Source organism: Pseudomonas matsuisoli (assembly GCF_014647635.1).
GTDB classification, from domain to species: domain Bacteria; phylum Pseudomonadota; class Gammaproteobacteria; order Pseudomonadales; family Pseudomonadaceae; genus Pseudomonas_P; species Pseudomonas_P matsuisoli.
This window is the reverse complement of sequence record NZ_BMPO01000010.1, coordinates 109,522-130,983: the sequence shown is the minus strand read 5'-3', so window position 1 is coordinate 130,983 and position 21,462 is coordinate 109,522. Positions and strand designations below refer to the sequence as shown.

The window sequence follows — 21,462 nt, the reverse complement described above, 5'->3', positions numbered from 1 at the left end:
GGAGCCAGCTTGCTGGCGATCGCTTTTGTACTCATAGCCAAATCGCATCCCACAACGGATAGTCGCCTACATGGCGAACCAAACCGGCTCTCAATGGATTGGCGACTACATACCGCGCCATTGCTTGCAGGTCGTCCTCCCGTCGTAGTGCCCGGTCATGAAACCCTCTCTGCCAGATGCGGCCAGAGTTACCGCGTACTTTATTGATACTGATAGCACTTCGGGACTTGAGACGCTGCATTAATGGTTGCAGTGGTGCTGACTCCAGTTGCACCAACCAATGCAAATGATCAGGCATCACCATCCACGCTAACGAGCGAACATCATTGGAGTCATGCAGCCGCCGCATTTCAGTGACAACCAAACGAGCGAGCGTCCAATCCTGAAAGATCGGTTTTCGGTCTAGCGTAACGGCGGTCAGCAGGTAGGGACGACCTGGCTCGGATATGCGCCCTACACGAAGCGCATGCCCGCGATGAGCGAAGCGGCTGGAATCCATTCCATGTGTCTCGTATAGCTCTTGTAGGAGCCAGCCGGGCTGCGATCAGCTTGCTGGCGATCAGCGATCTTCAGAGGAAAAGCGATCGCCAGCAAGCTGGCTCCTACAAAAAAGCGTTGCGTTTCGTCAGTGATGCTCACGCGTCGCGCGGAATTTCACGTCGGGCCAGCGCTCTTCCATGAGGCTGAGATTCACGCGGGTGGGGGCGAGGTAGGTGAGGTGGCCGCCGCCGTCGATGGCGATGTTTTCGAAGGCTTTGGTCTTGAACTCTTCGAGCTTCTTCTTATCGCTGCATTCGATCCAGCGGGCGGACCAGACGTTGATGGCCTCGTAGGCGCACTCGACCTTGTATTCCTCTTTCAAGCGGCTGGCGACGACGTCGAACTGCAGCACACCTACGGCGCCCAAGATGATGTCGTTGCTACGCTCGGGGAAGAACACCTGGGTTGCACCTTCTTCCGCGAGCTCTTGCAAACCCTGGCGCAGTTGCTTGGATTTCAGCGGGTCTTTCAAGCGCACGCGGCGGAACAATTCTGGCGCGAAGTGCGGGATGCCGGTGAAGCCGAGCACTTCGCCCTCGCTGAAGGTATCGCCGATCTGAATGGTGCCGTGGTTGTGCAGGCCGATGATATCGCCGGCATAGGCCTCTTCCAGCTGCTCGCGCTCGCTGGAGAAGAAGGTCAGGGCATCGGCGATTTTTAGGTCCTTTTTCAGGCGCACGTGGCGCATCTTCATGCCTTTTTCGTACTTGCCAGAGCAGATGCGCATGAAGGCGATGCGGTCGCGGTGCTTTGGGTCCATGTTCGCCTGGATCTTGAACACGAAGCCGGTGAATTTTTCTTCCACGGGCTCGACGACGCGCTCGTTCGCGGCGCGGCTCAGCGGCCGCGGCGCCCAATCCACGATGGCGTCGAGCACGTGGTCCACGCCAAAGTTGCCCAGAGCGGTGCCGAAGAAGACGGGCGTCATTCGGCCGTCGAGAAAGGCCTGCTCGTCGAACTCGTGACAGGCGCCCTGGACCAGCTCGAGTTGATCGACGAAGTCGTCGTACAGGTCGCCGAGGTGCGCGCGCGCTTCGTCGGAGTCCAGCTTGTCGATGATTTTCGCTGCGATGCGCTCATGCCCGTGGCCGGGGATGTAACAGATGATCTTGTCGGCCTTGAGGTGGTAGACGCCTTTGAAATCGCGGTACGAGCCGATCGGCCAGGTTATGGGCGCGGCTTTAATGTTCAGGACCGCCTCGATCTCGTCGAGCAACTCGATGGGGTCACGAATATCCCGGTCAAGCTTGTTGATGAAGCTAACGATAGGCGTGTCACGCAGCCGGCAGACATCCATTAAGGCAATGGTGCGTGGTTCGACGCCCTTACCGCCGTCGAGCACCATCAGTGCTGAGTCCACTGCGGTGAGCGTACGGTAGGTGTCTTCCGAGAAGTCTTCGTGGCCGGGGGTGTCGAGCAGGTTGACCATGTTTTCCCGGTAGGGGAACTGCATCACCGAGGTGGTGATGGAGATGCCGCGCTGCTTCTCCATTTCCATCCAGTCGGAGGTGGCGTGACGGTCGGATTTACGTGACTTCACAGTACCGGCCACGGTGATCGCCTGTCCCATCAGCAGCAATTTTTCAGTGATGGTGGTTTTACCGGCGTCCGGGTGAGAAATGATAGCGAACGTGCGGCGTTTGGCGACTTCGGTGGCCTGGGTGGTCATGCGCGAACCTGGCTGATAGCGGCGAAAATTGGTCGCGAAGTATACAGGATGAGGGTAGGGGCTTGTGGGCCGTCGGCCTGACGCGAACGTTGCAGGTAAAGACTTTCGTAGGAGCCGCCGGCTCCTACAAGATTTGTGCTTGGCGTATCGCAACGAATGACCGCACGGTCGGCTAACAGAGCAATAAAAATCCAATTCCCTTCTTTTCTTAGTTTTTATATTCAATAAAACGATTTGCGCCGCGTATTTAACAATCGAGACGAAGCTGCTTTTCGGTAACCTGTAACCAAATAAAACAGGATGTCCGAACAATGTCCCACGCCTCACCACTCGACGCCGCTTCGGCGTCGACGCCTTCAAGCGCTGGCACCCGCGCTGCTGAAATCTCCGCCCGAATAGACCGTCTTCCGCCCTCTAGAACGCTCTGGATATTGGTCTCGCTGCTGTCCATCGGCGGGTTCTTCGAACTGTACGATCTGTTCCAGACCGCCTACATCAGTCCGGGCTTGATCGCGGATGGCATCTTCGCGAACGGTTCCGATGGCGTATTCGGTATCTCTGATCAAGCCTCGTTCGCCGCCGCCACCTTTTTGGGCCTGTTCATCGGCGCAAGCTTGCTGACGCCGTATGCCGACCGTTTTGGCCGCCGCAACGTGTTCGTCTTCGCGCTGATCGGCTATACCGTCTGCACGATCCTGATGGGCTTGCAAAGCACCGCCATCGGTGTGATCGCGATGCGCTTCCTGGTCGGTATCGGGCTGGGGGTGGAGCTGGTGACAATCGACACCTACATGTCGGAAATCATCCCCAAGAACATGCGCAGCAAGGCCTTCGCGTTCGGCTTCTTCATCATGTTCTCGTCCGTGCCAACGGTTGCGTTGCTGTCCTGGTGGCTGGTGCCGCAAGCACCTTTGGGTATTTCGGGCTGGCGCTGGGTGGTGTTCTTCAGCGCGATCTTCGCGTTGTTCGTCTGGCGGCTGCGTCAGGCCTTGCCCGAGTCGCCCCGCTGGTTGGCGCAGCATGGTCGCTTCGAGGAAGCCGATGCGATATTGCGACCGATCGAGGCGAAAGTCGCGGCAGAAACCGGCCAGCCTTTGCCTGACCCCGAGCCAGAACACTTCGAGCTGCAAAGCCGAGGCCGCTTCGCCGATATCTGGAGTGATACCTACCGCAAACGCACGCTCATGTTGATCGTCTTCAACATCTTTCAGGCCATCGGGTTCTTTGGATTCGGTAATTGGTTGCCGAAATTGATCTCGGGGCAGGGCGTAAGCGTCACGCACAGCCTCGGCTATGCCTTCGTCATCACCCTGGCCTATCCGCTGGGAGCACTGTTCTGCGCGAAGTTCACCAGCCGTTTCGAGAACAAGTGGCAGATCGTCTGTTCGTCGTTGTGCACGGTGGTCTTCGGTACGCTCTTCGCCTTCCAGGACAACCCGCTGTGGCTCACGTTTTGCGGCGTGATGATCACCTTCAGCAATGCCTGGCTGACCTACAGCTATCACGGGTATCAAACGGAGCTGTTCCCGACCCACATCCGCGCGCGGGCGGTCGGCTTCTGCTATTCGTTCAGCCGACTGTCGACGGTGTTCAGCAGCGTTCTGATCGGCATGTTCCTGGAAAGCTTCGGCACGCCAGGTGTCATTGTGTTCATCGTCATCAGCATGCTCACGGTGATGTTCACCATTGGTGTATTCGGGCCGCGTACCCGCGGGTTAGCGCTGGAACGGATCAACCATTGATCGGGTGACGCCCGCCGCGTTGGGGGAACATAAAAAGGTCATGCCGGTCGGTTAAACATGAGGGTCGGTAATGCTTAAAGCGTAGCGGCGGATTTTTTATTGATCTCGCCTCGCTCAAACCCTAAAGTTCGCGCCCGAACGCCCATGCTGGCAACGATCCATCCGGCTCAAGTACTGACGACGAGAGATCGCTGGTTGCTACTGCGATCAGTGATGCTCGGCGACAAGCCTTGGGAAGTAGGCGAACCAAAATGGGGAAACTGATCGGGCGTTCGGTGGGAAATGGAGTCGCGTCCTGTACGCGCGTTCCCAACAGGCTGTTCCCATTGCCACCGGCCTTGCATGCCGACCTTTTCCGTTCCGCCATTTGGAGCCCAGCATGTCGATCAAGATCGAAGACTATTACCCCCGCGCCACCTTCAATAAGCTGAAAGCGTTCGCTGACGAGCAGGAAACCCCATTCGTCGTTATCGACACCGCCACCATCTCGCAGGCTTACGACGATTTGGTCACAAGCTTCCCGTTCGCCAAGATCTACTACGCGGTGAAGGCCAACCCGGCGATCGAGATCACCGAGTTGTTGCGCGACAAAGGCTCGAACTTCGACATCGCCTCAATCTATGAGCTAGACAAAGTCATGAGCGCTGGTGTCGGTCCCGAGCGCATCAGTTACGGCAACACCATCAAGAAGGCGCGCGACGTGCGCTACTTCTTCGAGAAGGGCGTGCGTCTGTTTGCCACTGACTCCGAAGCGGACTTGCGCAACATTGCCAAGGCAGCACCGGGTGCCAAGGTGTACGTGCGTATCCTCACCGAGGGTTCCACTTCCGCGGACTGGCCGCTGTCGCGCAAATTCGGCTGCAACCCGGACATGGCGCTGGACCTGCTGATCCTCGCCAAGCAGCTCGGTCTCGATCCTTATGGCATTTCGTTCCACGTCGGTTCGCAGCAGCGCGACATCGACGTTTGGGACGCGGCCATCGCCAAGGTCAAGTTCATCTTCCAGCGGTTGAAGGAAGAGGACGGCATCACGCTGAAGATGATCAACATGGGCGGCGGTTTTCCTGCCAACTACATCCAGCGTACGAACGATCTGAAAACCTACGCTGAGGAAATCACTCGCTTCCTGCAGGAAGACTTCGGCGATGAAATGCCGGAAATCATCCTCGAACCGGGCCGTTCGCTGATTGCCAATGCTGGCATCCTGGTCAGTGAAGTCGTACTGGTGGCGCGCAAGTCCCGCACAGCGGTCGAGCGTTGGGTCTACACCGACGTGGGTAAATTCAGTGGCCTGATCGAAACCATGGACGAGTCCATCAAGTTCCCGATTTGGACAGAGAAGAAGGGCGAGATGGAAGAGGTTGTCATCGCCGGCCCGACCTGCGACAGCGCTGACATCATGTACGAACACTATAAGTACGGCCTGCCCCTGAACCTCTCTAGTGGCGATCGCCTGTACTGGTTCTCGACCGGCGCCTACACCACGAGCTACAGCGCGGTTGAATTCAACGGTTTCCCACCGCTGAAGTCGTTCTACGTCTGACGCGTTGACTCTGGAAAAGGCCCGCTTGCGGGCCTTTTTTCGTGATGGCGGACGAAAGACCCCCTGTAGGAGCCAGCTTGCTGGCGATCCAGATCTAACCGGCGATGCGGTGTCGTTTGACGGAGCGCGATCGCCAGCAAGCTGATCGCAGCCCGGCTGGCTCCTACAAAAAGCAGGGCACCATTCGTAAATAATCGGTAAAAGCACGCATTTTGGACTATAGGTGCGACTCGTTCTCAACTAGAATCCGGCGCCTTGGAAATCCAATAACACATGGACCCATCGGCGAGCCGATTGGGCGAGGTGCTGCGCCGTGTTCAAAAAGGTCATGTTCCAACTGCACTGGTTGTTCGGCATCACCGCAGGCCTTGTGCTGTCGCTGATGGGCATTACCGGCGCGCTCTACACCTTTCAGGAAGAAATCCTCGAACTCATCAACCCGCAGGTATTGCAAGTCGAGGCCAAGCCGGAAGGCGTGCTGCCTGCGCCAGTACTCGTCGGAAGGCTGGAGCATGATTTCGGCAAAACGGTCAGCTCGTTGATCGTCAACCATGAAGGTGGCGCCTCGCGCGTATTCTTCCAGCCTCCGCCGGGCGAACGTCGCGGACCGATGCGTTACTTCGACCCATATACCGGCCAGCTGCTTGGCGAGCCGGCGGGCGAGGGCTTTTTCAGCTTCGTGCTGCAACTGCACCGCTTTCTTGCAATGGGCCAGACCGGTCGGCAGATCACCGGGGCCTGCACCCTGATGTTGATCTTTTTCTGCTTGTCGGGCCTTTACTTGCGCTGGCCACGCCGGGCTTTGAGCTGGCGTACCTGGCTCACCTTCGACTGGTCGAAGAAGGGCCGCGCGTTCAACTGGGACCTACATGCCATCGCCGGCACCTGGTGCCTCGTGTTCTATCTCCTGGCCGGCCTGACCGGACTGTTCTGGTCCTATGACTGGTATCGCCAAGGCGCGACGCGCCTGTTGAGTGGCGAAGCAGCGGAACAGCGCCTACCCCGTGGAGCAGGCATGACGGAGGCACCGGATTACGCCATGGTCTGGCGACGTTTGCAGGAAATTGCCGGGCCTGAACTGGCGGCCTGGAGCATTCGGCCTTCGCCAGCGGGTCAGCCGCTGACGATCAGCTATCGATTGAAAGATGCGGCGCATGCGCGGGCCTTCGATCGTGTCGATCTGGATGCCAAAACAGGGGAGATGGTTCGCCACGAACGCTATGCCGATAAAGCCTTCGGCGAGCAGATGCTGGCCAGCGTCTACGCGCTGCACACCGGTGAGTACTTCGGCGTGATCGGACGGGTGTTGATGATGCTCGCCAGCCTTTCCATGCCGATCTTCTTCGTCACGGGATGGCTCCTGTATCTGGACCGCCGGCGCAAGAAAAAGGGCATTCGCGAGAACCGCGAGTTGGCAGGTAAGGAGGCGAAGGAGGGTTGGTTGATTGGTTTTGCCAGCCAGAGTGGCCTTGCGGAGCAGTTAGCCTGGATGACGGCGGGCCAGCTCCAGGCGGCGGGTTTTCCGGTTCAGGTAAGGCCGCTGGCACAGCTGGATGAACACGCGCTGCGAAAGGCGGATAAAGCACTCTTCGTCATCAGTACGTTTGGCGACGGCGAGGCGCCTGACAGTGCACGCTCGTTCGAACGACGTCTGCTGGGACAGGCTTTAGGGCTCGATAAGCTCCAGTTTTCCGTGCTCGGGTTGGGCGATCGGCAATACGAGCAGTTCTGCGAATTCGCTCGAAAGGTGAACCGTTGGTTGACCCGCGAAGGCGCAAGCCATCTGTTCGAACCGGTCGAGGTCGACAATGGCGATGCACGAGCCATCGCTGACTGGCAAGCACAGTTGAGTCAGCTGACCGGTACTGCTGCAGTGCCTCGTTTTGAGCAGGCGTATTCGCTTTGGACGTTGCGCGAACGGGTTCACCTTAACCCTGAAAGTCAGGGCGGCCCGACCTACCTAATTCGACTCGAAGGCCCGGAAATCTGGAATGCGGGCGATGTCTTGCAGATCCAGCCTCGGCACGGTGACGAGCACGTGCGTGGTTGGCTGTCGGCATATGGTCTCGACGCAGACGCCGCAGTGGTCGTGGATGGCCAGGAGCAGCCGCTGTTCCAGGCACTGGCGAGCAGGGAACTGCCACAGTCTTTCGAGCACCTCGTAGGGCTGCATGCCCAGGCTTTGCTGGATGCGCTCGCCCCCTTGGGAACGCGGGACTACTCCATTGCTTCCATCATGGCGGACGGTGCGTTGGAGCTGATCGTGCGCCAGGAGCGCTTCCCTGACGGTGGCCTCGGGTTGGGTTCGGGTTGGCTTACCGTGCATTTACAGCCGGATGCGGCGCTTGTCGCGCGGGTGCGCAGCAACAGTAGCTTCCATGTTCCCGAAGGGGATCGGCCGATAATCCTGATCGGCAACGGCACGGGCCTCGCGGGTCTACGCAGTTTGCTCAAAGCACGCATTGCCGCCGGACATTCGCGGAACTGGTTGCTGTTTGGTGAGCGAAACGCGGCGCATGACTTCTATTGCGAAGACGAAGTGCGTGGCTGGCTAAGCGATGGTGGGCTCGCGCGCCTCGACCTGGCATTTTCTCGGGATCAGGCTGAGCGCGTGTACGTGCAGGACCGACTACGTGACGCTGCGGACGAATTGCGTGCCTGGGTCGCCGAAGGTGCGTCGATTTACGTATGCGGCAGTCTGAATGGCATGGCGGGTGGGGTAGATAGTGTCCTGCGAGCGGTGCTCGGCGATGCGATAGTCGACGACCTGGTAGAGCAGGGGCGTTATCGTCGGGACGTGTATTGATGGCGTTCAACGCTAATAAATTCGCTGTTAGGCCCACCGCAGGCGGCTAAAGCCGCCCCTACAGAAGAGCAGGGATGTGCGGCGTTTGGACAAAGTGCGGCCTGTAGGGGCGACTTTAGTCGCGAACGATCGCAAGACCACACGCTTCTTTGGGTAGGCCAGAGCTGATTAGCGCGTGACAGGCTACAGGTGAAATCTGCCGAGCCTGTAGTGTCCGCAGCTAAAGCCGCCCCTACAGAAGAGCGGGAATGGGCGGCTTTTGGACGAGGTGCGAACCTGTAGGGGCGACTTTAGTCGCCGGCGTTCGAGAGGTCACCTGTAATGGCTCAGGACGCAATCGAAATTTCGCCGCCCTCCACGAACCGCTCTGCGTAATGACACGCCACTTGCCTGCCATCCACCTCTCGCAGGGCGGGTTCTTCCTGACGGCAATGCTCGGTCGCGTGTGGGCAGCGGGTGTTGAACACGCATCCCGACGGCGGCGACAGCGGGTTGGGCAGTTCGCCCTGAATCTTGATACGCGGCTTGTCGGGGGCGGGTCGCAATGAGGGGGTCGCTGACAACAACGCCTGCGTATACGGATGCAAGGGCCGCTCGTACAGCTTGTCGCGCGGTCCCATTTCCGCAGGCTTGCCCAAATACATCACCAGCACCTGATCGGCCACATGGCGTACGACCGCCAGGTTGTGGGAAATGAACACGTACGCCGTGCCGAACTCCTCCTGCAAGTCCTTGAACAGGTTAAGCACCTGGGCTTGGATCGAAACGTCGAGCGCCGACGTCGGCTCGTCCGCGATCAGTACCTTGGGCGTGAGCATCATGGCGCGCGCCAGAGCGATTCGTTGGCGCTGGCCGCCGGAGAACATGTGCGGGTAGCGCTGGTAGTGCTCGGGGCGCAGGCCCACCTGGCGCATCATTTCTTGTACGTGCTCACGTCGCTCGCTACGGCTCAGCGAGGTATTGATGATCAGCGGCTCGGCTAGCTGATCCCCGATTTTTTGCCGTGGGTTGAGCGAGGCATAGGGGTTCTGAAAGACCATCTGCACGTCACGTCGTAGTTGCGCACGATCGGCGCGGCTCGCGCCCGCGACCTCGCGTCCGCCGATTTGCAGCGAGCCGGACGTGGGCTCCTCGATGAGCGTGAGGGCGCGCGCGAGCGTGGATTTACCACAGCCGGATTCACCCACCACAGCCAACGTTTGACCGGGGTACAACTCGAAGGAAACGCCGTTCAACGCGCGGACCACGGCGTCGCCTTTGAACAGCCCACGGGAGACGTGGTAATGGCGAGTCAGATCGCGCGCCGTGAGAACGGGATCAGCAGAGTGTTCAGTGGGCATAGTGGTGGCCTCCGACTTCGAGCCGATGCTCAGCGCTCACGCTGGGCGCCTCGCCCGGCGCCATGTTGCGCGGGAAGAAACACCGCACCGCACCGCGGTCATAGGGTTCCAGTGCGGGGCGTTTCTGGCAGCGGTTCTGGACATAGGGGCAACGGGGTGCCAGCAGGCAGCCGGTTGGACGGTCGTAGCGACCGGGAACGATGCCCGGCAAGGTCGCCAGGCGTTCGCCTTGGCCTTGCTCGGGAATGGCCGCAAGCAACGCTTCGGTGTACGGGTGCGCTGGTGCATCGAACAGCGTTGGAATGTGGCCCTTCTCGACCGCCTGGCCGGCATACATCACGCAGACATCGCGCGCGGTCTCGGCGACCACGGCAAGGTCGTGCGTAATGAGGATCAGCGCCATGCCTTGGTCGCGTTGCAGTGCTAACAACAGATCCATGATCTGCGCCTGAATGGTGACGTCGAGCGCGGTCGTCGGCTCGTCTGCGATGAGCAGGCGCGGTTCGCCGGCAATCGCCATGGCGATGGCGACACGTTGGCTCATGCCGCCGGACAGCTGGTGCGGGTAGGCATCCAGGCGGCTTTCAGCCGCAGGAATTTCGACGCGCTCCAGCAATTCGAGCGCCCGTTTGCGCGCGGCGCTGCCTTTCAGATTCAGATGCTGACGCAGGACTTCCTCGATCTGGTAACCCACGGTGTACGCCGGGTTCAGCGCCGTCATCGGGTCCTGAAAGACCATCGCCATGTCCTTACCAATCAACTGCCGGCGCTTACGCCCGCGAATGGTCAGCAGGTCGTGGCCGAGAAACTGCATCTGGTCCGCAGTGACGATTCCAGGGTGATCGATCAGGCCCATCAGCGCCATCATGGTGACGGATTTGCCGGACCCGGATTCTCCGACGATGGCCAAGACTTCGCCGGCGTCGATGGACAGGTCCAGCCCTTCGACCACGGGCGGCGCATCCCGCCCGCCGAAGCGAACATTGAGATTGTGGATATCGAGCAGGCTCATTTCTATGTCCTCACGCAGCATTCTTCAGGCGTGGATCGAGCGCATCGCGCAGCCCGTCGCCCATGAGGTTGATGGCCAACACGCTCAGCAGGATCGCAAGTCCAGGCAGCGAGACAACCCACCATGCACGTTCGATGTAGTCTCGTGCGGAGGCGAGCATGGTGCCCCACTCAGGTGTCGGCGGTTGGACACCCAAGCCAAGAAATCCAAGCGCCGCCGCATCCAGGATGGCCGACGAGAAGCTCAGCGTCGCCTGGACGATCAGCGGGGCCATGCAGTTCGGCAGAACGCTGATGAACATCAGGCGCAGGGTGCCGGCACCGGCGATGCGCGAAGCGGTCACGTAGTCGCGGTTCAATTCGGTCATCACTGCGGCGCGGGTCAGGCGCACGTAGGAGGGCAGCGAGACGATGGCGATGGCGAAAATCGTGTTGATCAGGCCAGGGCCCAAGATGGCGACGATCGCCACGGCCAGGAGCAGCGAAGGCAGGGCGAGCATGACATCCATCATGCGCATGATGGGCGGCCCCAGGCGTGTCGGTGAGAAGCCAGCGAGCAGGCCGAGCAGGATCCCAGGGATCAGCGAGAACACCACCGAAGCCAGACCGATAAGCAGTGACAAGCGCGCACCGTGGATGAGTCGCGACAGCATGTCGCGGCCGACTTCGTCGGTGCCTAGTAGGAACTGCGTCGTACCGCCCTCGAGCCACGCGGGTGGCGTGAGGAGGTTGTCGCGAAACTGCTCGCTGGGATCGAAGGGGGCGACCCAGGGAGCGAACAAGGCGCAAAAGGCGAGGACCAGCATGTACAGAAAGCCGGCAAGTGCGCCTTTGTTGCGGCTGAACGCGGTCCAGAATTCACGCAGTGGCGAAGGGTAGTAGAGCGTCGGTTCGGACGCGGTTGTGGAGAGAGAAGCTTTTGTCGTCATGGCGTCACCGTTGGTGCCGGATACGCGGATTGATCAATCCGTAAAGAATGTCCACGGTGAAATTCACCAGGATCACGAGGCAGGCGACGAGCAGGATGCCGTTCTGCACCACCGGGTAGTCCCGCGCGCCGATGGACTCGATCAGCCATTTGCCGATGCCGGGCCAGGCGAAGATCGTCTCGGTCAGCACGGCGCCTGCGAGCAGGGTGCCAACTTGCAGGCCAAACACCGTGATCACGGGAATGAGCGCATTACGCAGCGCATGGACGACAACGACGCGGGTCGGTGAGAGCCCTTTGGCACGTGCCGTACGGACGTAGTCCTCGCGCAAGACCTCGAGCATAGCGGAGCGGGTCATCCGGGCGATCACCGCGAGGGGGATGGTGCCCAGCACGATGGCGGGCAGGATTAGATGGCGCAGCGCGTCGAGGAATGCCCCTTCCTCTTCGGAAAGCAGCGTATCGATGAGCATGAAACCGGTGACCGGAGGAACGTCGTAGAGCAGGTCGAGACGACCGGACACCGGCGTCCAGCCCAGGTTGACTGAAAACAGCATGATCAGGATCAGGCCCCACCAGAAGATCGGCATTGAATAGCCGGTCAGTGAGATGCCCATGACACCATGGTCGAACAGCGACCCTCGCTTGAGCGCGGCGATCATGCCGGCAAGCAGGCCAAAGGTGCCGGCGAAGATCAGCGCACCGAAGGCGAGCTCCAGTGTGGCGGGGAACAGCGTGGTGAATTCATTCCAGACGCTGGTACGCGTCCGGAGCGATTCGCCGAGATTGCCGCTCGCCAGCTGACCGATGTAGTCGAAATACTGCTGATACAGCGGCTTGTTCAGGCCGAGCCGTTCCATTGCCTGGGCATGCAGTTCGGGGTCCACCCGGCGCTCACCCATCATGACTTCCACCGGGTCGCCCGGAATCAGGCGAATCAAGGCGAACGTCAGCAGCGTGATGCCGAAGAACGTAGGGATCAGCAGCGCCAATCGGCGTGCAATGAAACTGAGCATCGTGGTGATCGACTCCTGAGGACGGCGCATGGCGAGCGCCGCCACGTTCGAATGATGAGCCCGCGCCAGGTCAGCGGCGGCGCGTTGGATGGCAGGGAGACCTTTAACTGTCCGACCATGTCTGTGGGCAGACATTCCTCACGCAGCGGACGTACCGGATGTTGCGGAAGGCGTAAGAAGAACGCCCCGCGAAGGCGGGGCGTCGCGGTCAGTCCTTGCCTACGCCGATGAAGCTGTTGCGACCGAAGGGGCTGATCTGAAAGCCCTGCACCGTTTTGCTCATCGGCTGGTAGACCGTGGAGTGCGCAATCGGGGTGATCGGGACTTCACGCTTGAGGACGGCCTGGGCTTTTTCGTAGAACGCGGTGCGCTCGGCCTGATCGGTGGTGCGTTTTGCAGCGACCACCAGGTCATCGTATTCCTTGTCGCACCACTTCGAGAAGTTGTTGCCGTCTACAGCGGCGCAGCCGTAGAGCGTGCCCAGCCAGTTGTCCGGGTCACCGTTATCGCCGGTCCAGCCGATGAGCATCGCGTCGTGCTCGCCGTTATGGGCGCGCTTGATGTATTCGCCCCACTCGTAGCTAACGATGCGTGCCTTGATGCCAACTTTGGACCAGTCGTTCTGCAGCATTTCTGCCATCAGTCGGGCGTTGGGGTTGTAGGGGCGTTGCACGGGCATGGCCCACAGGGTGATTTCCGTACCCTCCTTGATGCCGGCCTTTTGTAGCAACTCACGCGCCTTGGCAGGATCGTAAGGCGCGTCGGTGATGCCTTTGTCGTAGGACCATTGCGTCGGCGGCATGCCGTTGACTGCTTTCTGCCCGGCGCCTTGGTAGACGGCATCGATGATGGCGTCCTTATTGATGGCCATGTCCAGCGCCTGGCGTACTTCGAGCTTGTCGAACGGCGGGCGGGTCACGTTGTAGGCGATATAGCCGAGGTTGTAGCCCGGCTGGGTCGGTACGTTAAGTTTGCTGTCCGCCTGCAGCGACTTTAGGTCCGCAGGACGAGGGTTCAGCGTGATATCGCATTCGCCGGCCTTGAGCTTCTGGATGCGCACCGAGGCGTCGGTGTTGATCGAGAACAGCAGGTTGTCGACCTTCACCTTGTCAGGATCCCAGTAGTTCGGGTTGCCCTTGAACCGGATGACCGCGTCTTTCTGGTAGCGGCTGAAGACGAAGGGGCCGGTGCCGATAGGCTTCTGGTTGATCTCGGCCGCCTTACCGTTCTTGAGTAGGGTGTCAGCGTATTCGGCGGAATGGATCGCCGCGAAATTCATGGCCAGGTTCTGCACGAAGGCGGCATCGACTTCGTTGAGGACGAAGCGGACGGTCTTGTCATCCACCTTCTCGACTTTGGCGATATTCGCGTCCAGGCCCATATCGGTGAAATAAGGGAACTCGGTTGGGTAGGCCTTACGGAAAGGAAGGTCCTTGTCGAGCATGCGCTGGAAGGTGAATACCACGTCATCGGCGTTGAAGTCGCGCGTTGGCGTGAAGTAGTCCGTGGTATGGAACTTCACCCCTTCGCGCAGATGGAAGGTGTAGGTCTTGCCGTCTTCGCTGATGTCCCATGAGGTCGCGAGTGAAGGCTGAGCCTTGGTACCACCTTTCTCGAATTCGGCTAGGCGGTTGAAGATCGTCTCTGAGTTCGCATCGAAGTCCGTCCCAGTTGTGTATTGCCCCGGGTCGAACCCTGCGGGGCTGCCCTCCGAGCAATAAACCAGCGTACCGGCGGCGCTGGCCAGGGGGCTGGCGGTGATCAGTCCGGTCGCGAGCAATGCGGTAATCAGGGCGGTCTTGCGCATGCGAAAAGCCTCGTCTAGTTATTCTAGCGACTGGCCTTATGGGCTCGGTCGCTTCGGCTGCCGATGGAAATCGTCGGCGTCAATGCGATCCCGAAATTAAGTGAAGCTGAAATATCCGTCAAATCAAAATTTAAGTGGCACTAATATCGTGCGGCATGCCCATAAATGGGGCGGAAGCTGCCGCTTCGCTCAATATTCCCGTTTATCCTCGAATAGCGGCATCGTGGTGATGTTGATCATCTCGGCCATGTCCGTCCCGCTATTGCCAAGACGATGGGGCTTGGATGCGTCGAAGTGCACTGAGTCACCGGCGCCGAGTGGATAGGCGCGGCCTTCGATGATGTAGGTGACGTGGCCGGAGAGAACGTAGGCCAGCTCAACGCCATCGTGGGTGATGAGTTCGGATTGATAGCCTACCGGAATGTTCATCTTCACTGCGTTGAGCGGATTGCCCGGGAACGAACTCGACAAACGCTCGTAGACCAACGGCTGGCTACCGACCGTATACCGCACCCGCTCCCCGGTATGGGAGTCCGGCTTTTGCTGTTCGGGCTGCTCCAGCAACGCGTTGAGCGGCACCTGAATGGCACGGGCGATGTTCGCGAGCGACGAGATCGATACGCCACACAGATTACGTTCTGCCTGGGAAAGGAAGCTGGCCGTCAGGCCCGCTTCTGCGGCGACCTGATTGAGGGTTTTGCCAGCCGCGCGGCGATAACGGCGGAGACGTTCGCCAATTTGCTCTACGGTCATTGAACTGCTCTGTCTGGAGGTGGCAGCAGTATAGCGGCTCTAATCGATCTGCTTGATCGTTCAATAGCACTTCACGGGATGCCGATTTCCGATTAATTTAAGTAACGCTTAAATTTAAGGTGAGCTTATGACAATCGGTGTAGGTGGTGCATCTCAAGTTTCGGTGTTGAATACCCTGCGGGACATGACCGCAGGCGCACGGCCAATCGAGGCTGCGGAATACCAGCAACGCATCGTCCACTTGCAGGTTGCGATGCGTGCAGCGGGCATTTCCGCAATGGTGGTCAACGCCGGAAGTAACCTGCGCTACTTCACCGGTATCGTCTGGAAAGCGAGTGAGCGGCTGGTGGTCGCCGTCATACCCGCTCGGGGGCCTTTGCACTATGTCGCGCCGACGTTCGAAACTGGCACGATGGAAAGCTTCATGCAGATCGAAGGTGCGCTAAGTACGTGGGAGGAGCATGCCAGCCCCTACGACTTGCTCGGCGACGTGCTTCGCGCCAGCGGCGCCTCACCACAGCGGGGTGCCGCGGTCGCAGTGTGCCCGTCTTTGCCGTTCTTCATGTTCGACAGTATTCGCCGCGCTAATCCGGAGTACCAGTACGCCGACGCCGGGCCGCTGATCGACGCCCTGCGTATGCGTAAGTCCATGGCCGAGATCGATCTGTTGAAGCGCGCGAAGGCCATGACGCTGGCCGTTCAGCAGGCCACTGCCAGCATCTTGGAAGAGGGCATCTCGACGTCGGACGTCACGGAGTTCATCCGTCAGGCGCACCGCCGGGTAGGCGCTCCTGGATCGACGTTCTGCATCGTGCTTTTTGGTCCGGATACGGCCTTCCCGCACGGCGTCATGAATCCCAAATCGCTGGAATCGGGCGACATGGTGCTCATCGACACAGGGTGCCAACTTGATGGCTATCAATCCGATATCACGCGCAGCTATGTCTTCGGCAACCCCACCGCTGAACAGCGCCGCGTGTGGAATGCGGAGAAAACGGCGCAGATGGCGGTGTTCGAAGCAGCCCGGCTGGGTGCATGCTGCGGGGACCTGGACGCCGCGGCACGGCGTTCACTTGAGGCCGACGGCTTCGGGCCTGGCTATGCGTTGCCAGGATTGCCGCACCGTACGGGGCACGGTATCGGCCTGGACCTGCACGAAGCCCCCTATCTCGTGGGTGGCAACGAGGTGGAGTTGGACACCGGCATGTGCGTTAGTAACGAGCCAACGATTTGCGTGCCGGGCGCCTTTGGCATCCGCCTAGAGGACCATTTCTACATGGATGCACAGGGGCCACGCTGGTTCACCCAGCCGAGCCACTCTATCGATGATCCGTTTGGGTTGGAGGCCTGACGTAGGGTGGATAACCGCGAAGCGTTATCCACCGCTCACCGCGTCAATTGTACGGTGGAATCCCGTAGGGCTTCCACCGTCTACCTTCGAAAGAATTGGCCGACTAGCAGCGTCTGGTGACCGGTGTATTGCGCCACAGGATGGCTGATCCAACCTATGTTCTGACGGTGCTTTCTCGTGGGAGCGGGCCATGCCCGCGAATCGTGTTTCGCCGCCGCGCCATGTCAGCATGGGTTCCCGGACGTGCGGGAGCCCATGCTCGAGGGCACGCCAATCTTACTCGACGCTAACCCCATAGAACGAGTTAAGCCCGAATGGGCTGATCTTGAAGTCTTTCACCCGGGTGCTCATTGGCTGATAAACCGTCGAATGTGCAATCGGCGTGATCGCTGTTTGGTCCTTGAGGATACGCTGAGCCTGTTCGTACAGGGACGTACGCTTCGCCTGATCGTTGAGGGTCCGGGCTTCCTTGATCGACTTGTCATATTTCTCGTCGCACCAGCGGCTGTAGTTGTTCGCGCCGATTGCGTCGCAGCCATACAGGGTGCCAAGCCAGTTATCAGGGTCACCGTTATCGCCGGTCCAGCCGATGAGCATGATGTCGTGCTCGCCCGCCTTGGCGCGCTTGAGATACTCGCCCCATTCGAAGCTGACGATCTTCGCCTTGATGCCGATTTTTGCCCAGTCGCTTTGCAGCATTTCGGCCATCAGTCGCGCATTCGGGTTGTACGGGCGCTGCACGGGCATGGCCCATAGCGTGAGTTCAGTGCCTTCGGTGACGCCGTTATCGCTTAGCAGCTGTTTCGCTTCGTCCAGATCTCGTGGTGCATCGGTCACGCTCTTGTCGTAAGACCACTGCGTTGGGGGCATGGCATTCACCGCCACCTGGCCTGCGCCCTGATACACCGCCTGAACGATCGCCTCCTTGTTGACCGCCATGTCCAGCGCCTTACGCACTTCCGGCTTGCCCAGCGGACCGTGTTCGACGTTATAGGCGATGTAACCCAGGTTGAAGCCGGGCTGCTCGGGCATTTGCAGCTTGCTGTCACCCTTGAGCGATTCGATCTCGGCCGGTCGTGGATTCAACGTGATCTGGCATTCACCCGCGCGCAGTTTCTGCAAGCGTACGGAAGGGTCGGTCGCGATGGAGAAGATAAGGTTGTCCAGCTTCACATCCGCCGGGTTCCAGTAGGTCGGATTGCCCTTGTAGCGAATGACGGAATCCTTCTGGTAACGGCTGAAGACGAATGGGCCCGTGCCGATGGGTTTCTGGTTGATGTCGGCAGCTTTGCCTTCAGCCAGCAGCTTGTCGGCGTACTCAGCCGACTGGATGGAGGCGAAGCTCATGGCAAGGTTCTGCACGAAGGCTGCGTCCACCGTGCGCAGGGTGAAACGCACGGTCTGCGGGTCGACCTTTTCCACTTGGGCGATGTTCTTGTCCATGCTCATGCCGGTGAAATAGGGGAATTCGGTGGGGTACGCCTGGCGGAAGGGATGTGCTTTGTCCAGCATGCGCTGGAAGGTGAACAGTACGTCGTCAGCGTTGAAGTCACGGGTCGGCGTGAAGTAGTCCGTAGTATGGAATTTCACGCCTTTGCGCAGATGGAAGGTGTAGGTGAGGCCGTCTTCGCTGGTCTCCCATTTCTCCGCAAGACCCGGTACGACTTCGGTACTGCCGCGCTTGAACTGAGTGAGACGGTTGAAGACGGTTTCTGCCGCCGCGTCGAATTCAGTGCCGGAGGTGTAAAGCGCGGGGTCGAATCCCGCTGGGCTGGCCTCGGAACAGAACACCAGGGTTCCCGCCGCGTGGGCAAGCGGTGTACCGATCAGCAAACCTGCGGTGACGAGTGCGTTGATCAATGGGGTTTTGCGCATTTCGACCTCTTATCGGTTGTCGTTGTAGTCATGAGCCAGGGTGGCTTGTCGATGTATGCAGGGGGTGTGCCGGGTTGAGCGTTGTCTCGTACTTTTTAGCGTAGTGCGGGTTCGTGGTAGGCGTTGTGTGATTGCCGACGTCGGGTGGAATCCCGAAGGGCTTCCACCGTTTACCTGGCAGTTCGACCGGCCGACGCGACGTCTTGGACAAGGTGAGCGGTGGATTCCGCGACTGGGTCGCTGATCCATCCTGCCCATGCTCAAGGGGCGCTACGGTGTCGGCCTTTCGATCGAGACTTTAGGGCATCTCGACTTCGATCACGCCATCCGCATTGACGGTGACGTCGCTGGTGCCCGCTTCGATTTCGGGGGTCGCGTCCATGCGGGCGGATTTGGCCATGGCCTGCATGCGCATCGGTGGTTGGTATCCCGAACTGTTCAGGTTCAGGCTGACCAGCTTGTAGGTTTTGCCGCCAAGGGCTTCGGTCGTGATTTGGGCGCGTGCCTTGAATGCATCCACGGCTTGCTTGATGAGTGCGTCTTCGCTTTGCTTGCGGGTCTGGTCAGACACGCTGAATGTCATGTTGCCCATGCTCAGGTCGCCCAACAGCTCGCCCGTGAGTTTCGACAATACGGCGAAGTCGCTGCCTTCCAGGCGCAGCTCAGCGCGTTCGCGCCAGGCGATGATCGATTTGCCTTTTTCCTCATAGACAGGGTAGCTGCTACGGCCCGCCAGGCTGACTTTGACGTCCTTGGCTTTGCGCGCAGTCGCCAGAGCCTCGTTCATTGTCTGAGTAATCTGGGCTGCGAGTTTGGCGGGATCCTTATCCTGTGCTTCGCTGTACAGAGTGACTTCCATACGGTCGCGGGCAACCTGTTGGCTGACCTCGGCGCGCAGCGAAATCTGGTTGTAGCGGGGTTCATCGGCAGCGGCGGCCAGGGGCAGGGCAATGGTGCCGATGAGCGCAACAGCTGCGGAAAGACGGGTAACGGCTGACATGACTTCTCCTTTTATGAACGTCACAACATCGCGTGTGGACGGCCGAAACGGTACCGGTCGATGATGCGTGCATGAAAGACCTTCTCAAGCGCATTCTGTTCGGACGTGTGCGCTCGCTTGAAGAGTGCGACCGGTTGCCGCAAGGGGCAAGGGCAGACCGCGGCTTCGCTATACTGGCGCAGCCCTACGGAGACGCCATGCCCGCCGCACCTACGCTTCTGCTGTCCGCCAACCATCAAAATCTTTGGCGGCTCACCCTCATTCGCTTGCTCGTGCTTGCGGCACAGGCGGGCTCGGTCGGGCTCGCCTATGTCACGGGCCTGCTTAATCTGCCGTGGGTGCCGCTGGCAATTACACTTTGCGTATCGCTGGGGCTGTGTGCGCTCACGGCCGTTCGCCTGCGAGGCCCATGGCCGGTCACTGAAGTGGAGTACGGTGCGCAGTTGGCGTGCGATCTGGTCATCCACAGCGTGCTGCTGTACTACACCGGCGGTTCGCTGAACCCCTTCGTGTCTTATTACCTGGTACCGCTGACGATCGCCGCCGCGACCTTGCCGTGGGTCTTCACGTTGGCGTTGTCGGGATTGGCGCTGGCGTCTTACACGCTGCTGGTGATGTGGTCGCATCCGCTGGACACGACCATCGTTCGCCGCGAGTCGCTGTTCGTCTATGGCATGTGGCTGAGTTTCGCGCTGTCGGCTGCACTGATCACATTCTTCGCCGCGCGCATGTCCGAAGAGCTCCGCCGCCAAGAACTGCGGCGTGCCGCGCGTAGCGAAGCGGACTTACGGGATCAACAATTGCTCGCCGTGGCGACGCAAGCCGCAGGCGCTGCGCATGAGCTCGGTACGCCGTTGGCGACCATGAGCGTCCTGCTGGCGGAGCTTCGCGAAGATCATCCCGACCCGCACCTCCAGGAAGATTTGGCCGTTCTCCAGGAGCAGGTCAAGCAATGCAAGGAGAGCTTGCAGCAACTGGTTCGCGCGGCTGAAGCGGAGCGCCGGCAGGCTGTGGAGCGGCAGAGCGTGGTCGATTGGGTGCACGCCGTATTGGAACGCTGGCATCTGATGCGTCCGGAGGTGACCTACCGCAAGCGGTGCGAAGGCAAGGGCGAACCGCCACAGCTGGTGCCTCCGCCGGATCTGAGTCAGGCGCTGTTGAATCTGTTGAATAACGCTGCCGATGCCTGCCCGACGGATCTCGACGTCGAGATCGATTGGAGCGAGGAAGGCATGGTCGTCCGTATTCGCGATAACGGTAGCGGCGTTCCGCTGCATATCGCGGATCAGATCGGTAAACCCTTCATCACCACGAAGGGCAGCAACGGCAAAGGCTTCGGCCTCGGCCTGTTTCTAAGCCAGGCCAGCGTGACGCGGGCGGGCGGATCGGTGAAACTCTATAACCAACAGGGTGGCGGAACATTGACCGAGCTACGGTTGCCGCGCCAGGCGTCGGGAGAAGGGCTATGACTGAAGAACAACTGGTCGAAGGCGAGGAGCAACCGCATCTCTTGCTGGTAGACGATGATCCGACCTTCACGCGGGTGATGGCGCGGGCCATGTCTCGGCGTGGCTTTCGCGTCAGCACCGCGGGTTCGGCTGAGGAAGGCTTGGCAGTCGCCAGCCAGGATCTACCGGAATATGCAGTCCTCGATCTGAAGATGGAGGGGGACTCGGGATTGGTGTTGTTGCCGCGTCTTCTCGAGCTCGATGCTGAAATGCGGGTGGTGATTCTTACCGGCTATTCGAGCATCGCCACCGCCGTGGAAGCGATCAAGCGTGGCGCGCGTAACTATCTCTGCAAGCCCGCCGACGCTGACGATGTGCTGACGGCGCTCCTTTCCGAGCATGCCGATCTGGACACGCTGGTGCCGGATAACCCGATGTCGGTGGACCGGTTGCAGTGGGAGCACATCCAGCGCGTACTGACCGAGCATGACGGCAACATCTCCGCCACGGCCCGGGCCCTGGGCATGCATCGTCGTACCCTTCAGCGCAAGTTGCAGAAGCGACCCGTACGTCGCTGATTGACGGAGACCAGAAGCGATGAGTGGTCGTTACTTCGTGTGTCGGCTCTCCTGG

The 21,462-nt window shown here is 59.9% G+C and carries 16 protein-coding genes; 6 read left to right on the top strand and 10 right to left on the bottom strand.

Features of this window, described 5'->3' with window-relative positions; translation table 11 throughout:
* Positions 1 to 31 precede the first annotated feature (31 nt).
* On the bottom strand, positions 32 to 499 hold the full coding sequence (locus tag IEY47_RS18910) for an REP-associated tyrosine transposase (protein WP_188985595.1): 468 nt from the start codon (positions 497 to 499) through the stop codon (positions 32 to 34).
* Between the two features lie 126 nt (positions 500 to 625).
* Positions 626 to 2,209 (bottom strand): peptide chain release factor 3, encoded by a 1,584-nt coding sequence (locus IEY47_RS18905; protein ID WP_188985593.1) that lies wholly within the window; start codon positions 2,207 to 2,209, stop codon positions 626 to 628.
* A 311-nt stretch (positions 2,210 to 2,520) separates the two neighbouring features.
* Between IEY47_RS18905 and IEY47_RS18900 the strand changes: the two genes are divergently transcribed.
* The 3 genes from IEY47_RS18900 to IEY47_RS18890 all read left to right on the top strand — a co-directional run bounded on the left by IEY47_RS18900 (position 2,521) and on the right by IEY47_RS18890 (position 8,300).
* The gene (locus IEY47_RS18900) at positions 2,521 to 3,951 is read left to right on the top strand and encodes an MFS transporter (RefSeq protein WP_188985591.1); all 1,431 of its coding nucleotides are present in this window, start codon (positions 2,521 to 2,523) and stop codon (positions 3,949 to 3,951) included.
* Positions 3,952 to 4,330: 379 nt separating this feature from the next.
* The gene (locus tag IEY47_RS18895; protein WP_188985589.1) at positions 4,331 to 5,494 is read left to right on the top strand and encodes a type III PLP-dependent enzyme; all 1,164 of its coding nucleotides are present in this window, start codon (positions 4,331 to 4,333) and stop codon (positions 5,492 to 5,494) included.
* A 313-nt stretch (positions 5,495 to 5,807) separates the two neighbouring features.
* Positions 5,808 to 8,300: a PepSY domain-containing protein gene (locus IEY47_RS18890; protein WP_188985587.1), complete on the top strand. Its 2,493-nt coding sequence runs from the start codon at positions 5,808 to 5,810 to the stop codon at positions 8,298 to 8,300.
* A gap of 326 nt (positions 8,301 to 8,626) precedes the next feature.
* Here IEY47_RS18890 and IEY47_RS18885 read toward each other — a convergent pair whose 3' ends face one another.
* The 6 genes from IEY47_RS18885 to IEY47_RS18860 all read right to left on the bottom strand — a co-directional run bounded on the left by IEY47_RS18885 (position 8,627) and on the right by IEY47_RS18860 (position 15,155).
* A complete protein-coding gene (locus tag IEY47_RS18885) occupies positions 8,627 to 9,640 on the bottom strand; it encodes a peptide ABC transporter ATP-binding protein (protein ID WP_188985585.1) in 1,014 nt (337 codons plus the stop codon).
* Positions 9,630 to 10,652: an ABC transporter ATP-binding protein gene (locus IEY47_RS18880; RefSeq protein WP_188985583.1), complete on the bottom strand. Its 1,023-nt coding sequence runs from the start codon at positions 10,650 to 10,652 to the stop codon at positions 9,630 to 9,632. The genes IEY47_RS18885 and IEY47_RS18880 overlap by 11 nt, the downstream gene beginning before the upstream one ends.
* Positions 10,653 to 10,662: 10 nt before the next feature.
* Entirely contained in the window at positions 10,663 to 11,580 is a 918-nt protein-coding gene (locus IEY47_RS18875; protein WP_188985581.1) for an ABC transporter permease subunit, read from the bottom strand.
* A 4-nt stretch (positions 11,581 to 11,584) separates the two neighbouring features.
* A complete protein-coding gene (locus IEY47_RS18870; protein WP_188985631.1) occupies positions 11,585 to 12,595 on the bottom strand; it encodes an ABC transporter permease subunit in 1,011 nt (336 codons plus the stop codon).
* A gap of 208 nt (positions 12,596 to 12,803) precedes the next feature.
* Positions 12,804 to 14,402 (bottom strand): ABC transporter substrate-binding protein, encoded by a 1,599-nt coding sequence (locus tag IEY47_RS18865; RefSeq protein WP_188985579.1) that lies wholly within the window; start codon positions 14,400 to 14,402, stop codon positions 12,804 to 12,806.
* 189 nt (positions 14,403 to 14,591) lie between these two features.
* Entirely contained in the window at positions 14,592 to 15,155 is a 564-nt protein-coding gene (locus IEY47_RS18860; RefSeq protein WP_188985577.1) for a helix-turn-helix domain-containing protein, read from the bottom strand.
* 127 nt (positions 15,156 to 15,282) lie between these two features.
* Between IEY47_RS18860 and IEY47_RS18855 the strand changes: the two genes are divergently transcribed.
* Positions 15,283 to 16,506 (top strand): M24 family metallopeptidase, encoded by a 1,224-nt coding sequence (locus IEY47_RS18855; RefSeq protein ID WP_188985574.1) that lies wholly within the window; start codon positions 15,283 to 15,285, stop codon positions 16,504 to 16,506.
* A gap of 276 nt (positions 16,507 to 16,782) precedes the next feature.
* Here the strand turns inward: IEY47_RS18855 and IEY47_RS18850 are convergent, their stop codons facing one another.
* Positions 16,783 to 18,381 (bottom strand): ABC transporter substrate-binding protein, encoded by a 1,599-nt coding sequence (locus IEY47_RS18850; protein ID WP_188985572.1) that lies wholly within the window; start codon positions 18,379 to 18,381, stop codon positions 16,783 to 16,785.
* A 298-nt stretch (positions 18,382 to 18,679) separates the two neighbouring features.
* Positions 18,680 to 19,381: an SIMPL domain-containing protein gene (locus tag IEY47_RS18845; protein WP_188985570.1), complete on the bottom strand. Its 702-nt coding sequence runs from the start codon at positions 19,379 to 19,381 to the stop codon at positions 18,680 to 18,682.
* Between the two features lie 197 nt (positions 19,382 to 19,578).
* Between IEY47_RS18845 and IEY47_RS18840 the strand changes: the two genes are divergently transcribed.
* Positions 19,579 to 20,850: an ATP-binding protein gene (locus tag IEY47_RS18840; protein WP_188985630.1), complete on the top strand. Its 1,272-nt coding sequence runs from the start codon at positions 19,579 to 19,581 to the stop codon at positions 20,848 to 20,850.
* On the top strand, positions 20,847 to 21,407 hold the full coding sequence (locus tag IEY47_RS18835; RefSeq protein ID WP_188985568.1) for a response regulator transcription factor: 561 nt from the start codon (positions 20,847 to 20,849) through the stop codon (positions 21,405 to 21,407). The genes IEY47_RS18840 and IEY47_RS18835 overlap by 4 nt, the downstream gene beginning before the upstream one ends.
* The last annotated feature ends 55 nt before the right edge of the window (positions 21,408 to 21,462 follow it).

Bases quoted from the DNA above. Each gene is read 5' to 3' on its own strand.
- IEY47_RS18910 (WP_188985595.1), bottom strand. From the start codon at position 499: ATGGATTCCAGCCGCTTCGCTCATCGCGGGCATGCGCTTCGTGTAGGG.
- IEY47_RS18905 (WP_188985593.1), bottom strand. From the start codon at position 2,209: ATGACCACCCAGGCCACCGAAGTCGCCAAACGCCGCACGTTCGCTATC.
- IEY47_RS18900 (WP_188985591.1), top strand. From the start codon at position 2,521: ATGTCCCACGCCTCACCACTCGACGCCGCTTCGGCGTCGACGCCTTCA.
- IEY47_RS18895 (WP_188985589.1), top strand. From the start codon at position 4,331: ATGTCGATCAAGATCGAAGACTATTACCCCCGCGCCACCTTCAATAAG.
- IEY47_RS18885 (WP_188985585.1), bottom strand. From the start codon at position 9,640: ATGCCCACTGAACACTCTGCTGATCCCGTTCTCACGGCGCGCGATCTG.
- IEY47_RS18880 (WP_188985583.1), bottom strand. From the start codon at position 10,652: ATGAGCCTGCTCGATATCCACAATCTCAATGTTCGCTTCGGCGGGCGG.
- IEY47_RS18875 (WP_188985581.1), bottom strand. From the start codon at position 11,580: ATGACGACAAAAGCTTCTCTCTCCACAACCGCGTCCGAACCGACGCTC.
- IEY47_RS18870 (WP_188985631.1), bottom strand. From the start codon at position 12,595: ATGCTCAGTTTCATTGCACGCCGATTGGCGCTGCTGATCCCTACGTTC.
- IEY47_RS18865 (WP_188985579.1), bottom strand. From the start codon at position 14,402: ATGCGCAAGACCGCCCTGATTACCGCATTGCTCGCGACCGGACTGATC.
- IEY47_RS18860 (WP_188985577.1), bottom strand. From the start codon at position 15,155: ATGACCGTAGAGCAAATTGGCGAACGTCTCCGCCGTTATCGCCGCGCG.
- IEY47_RS18855 (WP_188985574.1), top strand. From the start codon at position 15,283: ATGACAATCGGTGTAGGTGGTGCATCTCAAGTTTCGGTGTTGAATACC.
- IEY47_RS18850 (WP_188985572.1), bottom strand. From the start codon at position 18,381: ATGCGCAAAACCCCATTGATCAACGCACTCGTCACCGCAGGTTTGCTG.
- IEY47_RS18845 (WP_188985570.1), bottom strand. From the start codon at position 19,381: ATGTCAGCCGTTACCCGTCTTTCCGCAGCTGTTGCGCTCATCGGCACC.
- IEY47_RS18840 (WP_188985630.1), top strand. From the start codon at position 19,579: ATGCCCGCCGCACCTACGCTTCTGCTGTCCGCCAACCATCAAAATCTT.
- IEY47_RS18835 (WP_188985568.1), top strand. From the start codon at position 20,847: ATGACTGAAGAACAACTGGTCGAAGGCGAGGAGCAACCGCATCTCTTG.